The organism is Kordia sp. (genome assembly GCF_045105435.1).
GTDB lineage: Bacteria > Bacteroidota > Bacteroidia > Flavobacteriales > Flavobacteriaceae > Kordia.
The window spans coordinates 1-5,830 of sequence record NZ_JBGCDL010000371.1 but is presented as its reverse complement, the minus strand read 5'-3'; the positions used below and the strand labels follow the sequence as shown (position 1 = coordinate 5,830).

At 34.8% G+C, this 5,830-nt stretch carries 4 protein-coding genes and 1 pseudogene; all 5 read right to left on the bottom strand.

Features of this window, described 5'->3' with window-relative positions:
* On the bottom strand, nt 1-888 hold an 888-nt coding region (locus AB8B65_RS18825), incomplete at its 3' end, for a hypothetical protein (RefSeq protein WP_405302828.1).
* On the bottom strand, nt 881-2,332 hold the full coding sequence (locus AB8B65_RS18820; RefSeq protein WP_405302827.1) for a hypothetical protein: 1,452 nt from the start codon (nt 2,330-2,332) through the stop codon (nt 881-883). The genes AB8B65_RS18820 and AB8B65_RS18825, both read right to left, overlap by 8 nt.
* The gene (locus AB8B65_RS18815; RefSeq protein ID WP_405302826.1) at nt 2,323-4,716 is read right to left on the bottom strand and encodes a hypothetical protein; all 2,394 of its coding nucleotides are present in this window, start codon (nt 4,714-4,716) and stop codon (nt 2,323-2,325) included. Before AB8B65_RS18815 ends, AB8B65_RS18820 begins: the two co-directional genes overlap by 10 nt.
* A gap of 3 nt (nt 4,717-4,719) precedes the next feature.
* Nucleotides 4,720-5,445 (bottom strand): hypothetical protein, encoded by a 726-nt coding sequence (locus AB8B65_RS18810; protein ID WP_405302825.1) that lies wholly within the window; start codon nt 5,443-5,445, stop codon nt 4,720-4,722.
* Nucleotides 5,418-5,830, bottom strand: a pseudogene (locus tag AB8B65_RS18805) (ATPase); the annotation flags it as partial. The pseudogene AB8B65_RS18805 and the gene AB8B65_RS18810, both read right to left, overlap by 28 nt.

Here is a 5,830-nt window from a genome sequence, read left to right as displayed (position 1 = left end):
TTCATACGCCATCAATTGAATGTCTTCTTTTGAAACAATGTCTTTGTTGTATTCGTACATTAAAGTTTTGAGGAAATTGTATTCGTTTCCATTATGTACGTTCTTGTTTTTAAAATCTATGATTGCTTTTTCTAAAGAAGCTTTGTCTTTAAAATTGGCAAAGTAATTATTGGCGCAGTTGACAGCATCTTTGTTTTCGGTCCAACCTTGTAGTAATAATGCATTGGCAGACGGAATATTGTCCATTTTTTTGCGATAGATTAATGATCCTTTTACGAATTGACTGTTTTTTGAATATGCATCCACCACCATTTGATAATGCGCTTGTGCATTTTTAGTATCTTCTATTTTTGCATAAATATCTCCTACTTTCTCGTTCATTTCCAACTCTTTATAGAGCTTGATCGATTTTGTATACGAACGGGCCATTTCATAACATTCAGCAGCTTCTTGCTTGCGATGACACTTTTTTAAATAAATGTGTGCTGCCTCATTGTATAAATGCCCTTCCTTTAAAATTGAAGCTGCTCGATACGAGTTTCGCAAGAGCTTTAATTGAATGTACGCCGCTTTTTTGTATTGCTTTTTTTCGATGAATTCATTGGTTAGCTTTTCGTAACGTTCCATTAAAGTTTGAAATTGACGATCGCCCACGGTAGAACTTCCGCCTACGCCACTTCCGCTCGGAATAATTCCATTAAATAAAGAATTGATAAAGTATGATAATATAAAAAATACAAGAGCAAGAATAACGAGTCCGCCCAAAAAGCTAGGGAAATCTCTATAAACTATGGAAGTGATTATGAGATAGACAAATTTTAAAAACAACACAAAGACGATAAAGTAAATCAGCTTTGCTTGAAACCTACTTTCTTTTGAATTAGTCATTTATGATGGTTTTATTTTTGTTGATTAATAAGTATAGCAATCGAATTACAATTACGCCTGCAATGATCATAAATAGTTTTCCAATACCTGGCGAATTTATCATTGGGTAAAATAGATATGCTAGTAATATTGTAATAACCAAAACGATGGATATTTTACTTAATTTAGACAATTCGTTTCCGCCAAAATAAAGATCGAATACTGGTTTTTTTTCCGTTTCTTCAAACGAAAATAATTTATCGTCTTCTGGTAAATCTAGCCACGAACTTGCTGTTTTTTTCTTAGCTGCTACTCTAGCTTTGATATTCCGTTTTACTCTTAATACGATGAAATATACAATTGTAATGAATCCAAAAACGATAATAATTGCCAAAAGTACACTTTGCCACAACATTTCTTCTGCGGTCTGTTTTACTTTGTATGAATTGTCATTTGTAGACTTTTTACTTTTTTGAACGACTGTCTTTGTTGGTTTTGATTGCTTTTGGGAGCCGTTTGTAGTTGTTTTATTTACTTCAATAACAACTGGATCTAACGTAGAATTTTGATCTTCTTTTTTAAGAATTCGTATTTTGCCAGGTACAACCGTTATTTCTTTCTTTTTTGCTTGATCGACCACATACGAACCAATCCAAAAAATAGCAACAATCGCCAAAATTCCAATAATCGTTTTGAAGGTGTTTTTTGTGTTTTCTGACGAATTCCCCAAACCAATTGATTCAAAGAAATTACTTTTAAATTTGTATTTGGCAAGTGCTTTTCCGCGCGAAGTGCCTAACATATCTAACGGAACTGCCATTTTTAAAGCTGCTTCCGGATTTTTTTCTAGGTATTTTAAATATTTATCAACTTCCTTGTTATTGCCTTCCAATACTTTTTTCATATCAAAAGGCAACTCTTTCGGATCTACTGCTTCTTTCCCGAAAGGAGCTTCTAAAGCATCTTCCGTTTCTTTTTCTTCAATTTCCACGCTAAACGCAGTTACTTTCATTGGAATGTGTACACCTTTTGATGGTGTTTCAATGACAGGAAATTGTTCGTTCGGAATTTGTAAAAGCGCTTCCCAAGCAACTTCCTCTTTGAGTTCTATGAAACCATATTGATGATGAAAAAAGTGTGGTTTTCCTTGAAACATTTTTGTGTATTCTTCCTGCGTAAGCGCCATATTTAGCTGCGTATGTTCAGGAATATAAAAGCCTTTTTGTACTTTTTGGACACATAAATTGTTTCGTACTTCTATTCGTTTTTGTGCTGTTTTAAAAATAATTAACACGCCCGAAATACTGTTTGCGTCCATTCCCGGGCACGGATATAAGGTACAATCTGAGAGCTTCAGTTGCATCCGCGTGATTTCTGTCAACCACACTTTTGGAGAAGCATGTTTGATAAAAATTCCGCAACGTACGTACGGACTGCTATCGGTATGTTGTAATGCTAAGTGCATGCATCAAGTATGTGTTGTAAAAAAGGTTCCATATATTTTTCGTCAAAATCATACACGCTTATGGTATGAAACGAGTTGTCTTCTGGTTTAAAATAATAACTTCCTGCATATTCTTCGTGAGTGGAAATTCCGATTCCAACTCCAATATACGATGCAAGATAGAATGTTGGCAAGTTTGGATCGCCACTTTCAAATGTAATAATTCCGTTTTTGTCAATTGTAATTACGCTGTTATCATCAAATTCAACGCGCTGATTTCGTTTGTGAAGCGACACTGAATATTCGTCTTCTAAATGTGCTTCTTCTTTGTCAATATTCTCAAAATAACCTGTATCGCCAATAAGATCCAATCGGTGTTTGTAATTAAATATAATTTCTAAATCTTTGGTAATTGTAATTGTATTGATTTTTGTAAAAATAGAACCATCAAATTGTTCTATTCGGTTTTTTATGTATGCTTTATGCGTGTTTTTTAGTTCAGTACTTGGATTTCCAATTTGCAAATAAGTACCATCATAAATATCTAATTGCATAAATACAGGTGCATCGCTGTAATGTTTTCTGGTTATCAAGTAAAATTCATCTTCAAATACGATAAAGTCTTTGAACAGCGCTTTTTTATATTCCAACATGTTATAACCAAACCTACAGCTACTATTTTTTGATTTTACTACAATTTGATTTTCTACATTCCAAAATAATATCATCAATTCATCATCATGTAAAACTGCCAATTTTTCCTGTTTGATTCCTGTGACAAACCGAATGTCTCGCTGAATCATTTTGAAACCTTTGCTGCTACTCGTTGTACGGAATAAATCGCCATTTTTTTGCAGAATATACGCGTATTTTCTATCTGAAAAATGAATTAATATCCGTGTTGGATATCCGTATAATAAAGGATAATTAGCTATATGCTCCGCATTTTTTTCTGGCTTTTCTGATTTCTTTTTGCCATTTTTTGGCGGATTTGCCCATAATTCTTGTAATGGTAATTGAATGTGTTTTGATAAGCGTTTGGCACCAGTTTTCATTTTATATACATCAATATTTCCTTGACTGTCAGCCGTAATAACGCCGCCAAATTTTGTGTGATGCATGTTGAATAAACGTCGAATGTTTTGATGCTCGAGCGTTTTAGCACTTGTAAATAGCGTGATTTCTATGTTTTCTTCTTCACATTCGTCTATAAATTTTTCAATTGCTTGTGAAGCGTCTAGCAAAGGTGATGTACGTTGTAATCCGCTTATAATTTTATCTTTTGTATCAAAATATAAAGGTTCATAAGTTTCGCCCAATGCATACGGTTGAAACTGCATTTCATTTTTGGGATGATGGATAAACGAAAATGCGGTTGCAAATGATAGTATTTTAGGCGTTCCCCAGTTTTTAATCGTCGTGTCTATTAAAAATATGCGTGTGCGCAAATCTTCTTCGGGCGTAGTTTCGCGACGAATGAATAGTGCTTCTTTGTTAGCAATTCGGTGTAAAAAGATCAGATCGTCATTGGCAAACTCGGAAATGAGCATATTGTCAAATTTTCCTTTATTCGTAACATCCGAAATTCCGCCCAAAGGCATTTCGCCAGGATGCGCATAATGCATTGGCAACTGAATTCCAGACCATAATCGCTTGATGAGACTTCCCATAAAGAAGGTTTTTGGCTCTTCAATCAATTCTTGAATAAAATCAGGATCTTCACTAAAGTATTCTATATCGGCATCTTCTGGTTCAACAGGAATTTCTTCTATTTTAAGCCAAGCTTTCAGTAACACATCTACCGTAGGATATTTGTGATGTAATAGTGCCAATGCGTTGATGTCTTTGCTTAAATTGGTCAGGCACATTTTCCCTTTTAGACTACTGATTTTTAATAAGTAACCATGATTTTGTATCAAATCGAGGATTTCATTTGAGAATTTTGGTGATAGACTGTGATTTGTTGTTTCAAATAAAAATGCAAATAAATCAGTTCTGTTTTTCCCTTTTTTGTATGCCAAAGGCAAGATGAGTAAGGTTTTTAAGAATGCGTAAGCGGCATCAAAATCTATGTGTTTGTTTTCAGGTGCTTTTTTATGAGCAGCTAAAATTTCGTCAAATATTTCTTTGATCGCTACCGAAACTTCTCCTGAATTTGTTGCTAAAAACACAAGTATTAATGCGCCAAAAGGTGGAAATCCTTTTTCGGCAAACAATGGCAATACTTCTGCAATTTGCTGTTTGTAGGCAATTGTCATTCCATTAGGAATGGTGATACAGTTAAATTCAGCTTCAAAATTTTGCGAATTTGCGGTTCCATGAAACATCTGATCTGATTCCCACTGCCAAAAATAGTCTTGGTAGGATTTAAAGTAGAATGTGGCTTTTGAATGCGTATTGCTCATGGTTTATCGTGACAATCGGTAACTGCTGATTGTGAGTTTTTGAAAATTTTCTTTTGCTATTTTTATGAATGAATGATCTGTTTGCATGACAATAAAACTGTCATTTTCTGGGTTGGTAATTTTGTTGAAATAACTACTTAATTCAGGATATTCAAAATCGTATCCAGCTGGTAACAGAAAGTTTTGCGTTTGCCAATAGGTTTTTCCAGGCATGGAAAGTACTGGCGCACCTAGTAAGAGTGCTTTGTCATTTATAAGCACCCAATTGATGTGCTGCAAACGTATTGCTGGCATTTTTGGAATGATGTCATCTAAAGTTTCTAATGGAATTAATTGTGCAGCCGCATTTCGTTCTATGGTGGAAGCTACTATTTTGAGTTCGATACGATCTTCAATTCCGAAGTAATTAAAGTTATAATCGGGCATTTCTACAGGCAATGCTTTGTGAATTGGCGACCAAAGCAGCGACGTTTTTAACCGTTCTTCGGGTACGTTCCCGCCAAGGAGAAATAAAGCATTGTCATGCTGAAAGTATATTTTTTTGAATGGAATGCTCCTAATTTCTGGACTGTGCAACTGACTTTGCGCAATGCCTCTTACCCAAATATCGTCCATATCAGTTGCCATTCGTAGGGAAGTCCACACACGAATTTGCGCTAATTTGTCTTTGTATTTTATAGGCAATCGCAACCAATATTCGGTTACGCCTTGTGTAAGATCTGTTTCCACAATTGGTCAATTTCTGTATTTATGTATTGTTTTTTCTGTGCATCTTTTACCCAATCCGTTCGGTTTTGCAAGTAGCGTAGTTTGTCTTTAATGACATTTAATTCTTGCAATGAAACTTCTTGATTTGAGAATTTTTGTTTTAAGCTTGAAACTTCATTCATCAATTCTTCTGGGTTTGGCGCTTTGTTAAAAAACGCTTGCGGATGCACTTTTTCTTCGGTTTGCTCCTTTTCTATTAAGGCATTTACAGTTGCTTGCAGTGTTTCAATTTGTTCTTCCGTGCTCCAAATGTATTTTAAAACCCATAAATCTGATAAGATCGCTTCATCACGATCACATAACATAGCGCTTGCTGCGACTAGGTTTTGCATTTTTACAGCACGTC

What these genes read in the sequence shown, in the direction of transcription:
- AB8B65_RS18820 (WP_405302827.1), bottom strand. Translation starts at nt 2,332, where the DNA reads ATGCACTTAGCATTACAACATACCGATAGCAGTCCGTACGTACGTTGC.
- AB8B65_RS18815 (WP_405302826.1), bottom strand. Translation starts at nt 4,716, where the DNA reads ATGAGCAATACGCATTCAAAAGCCACATTCTACTTTAAATCCTACCAA.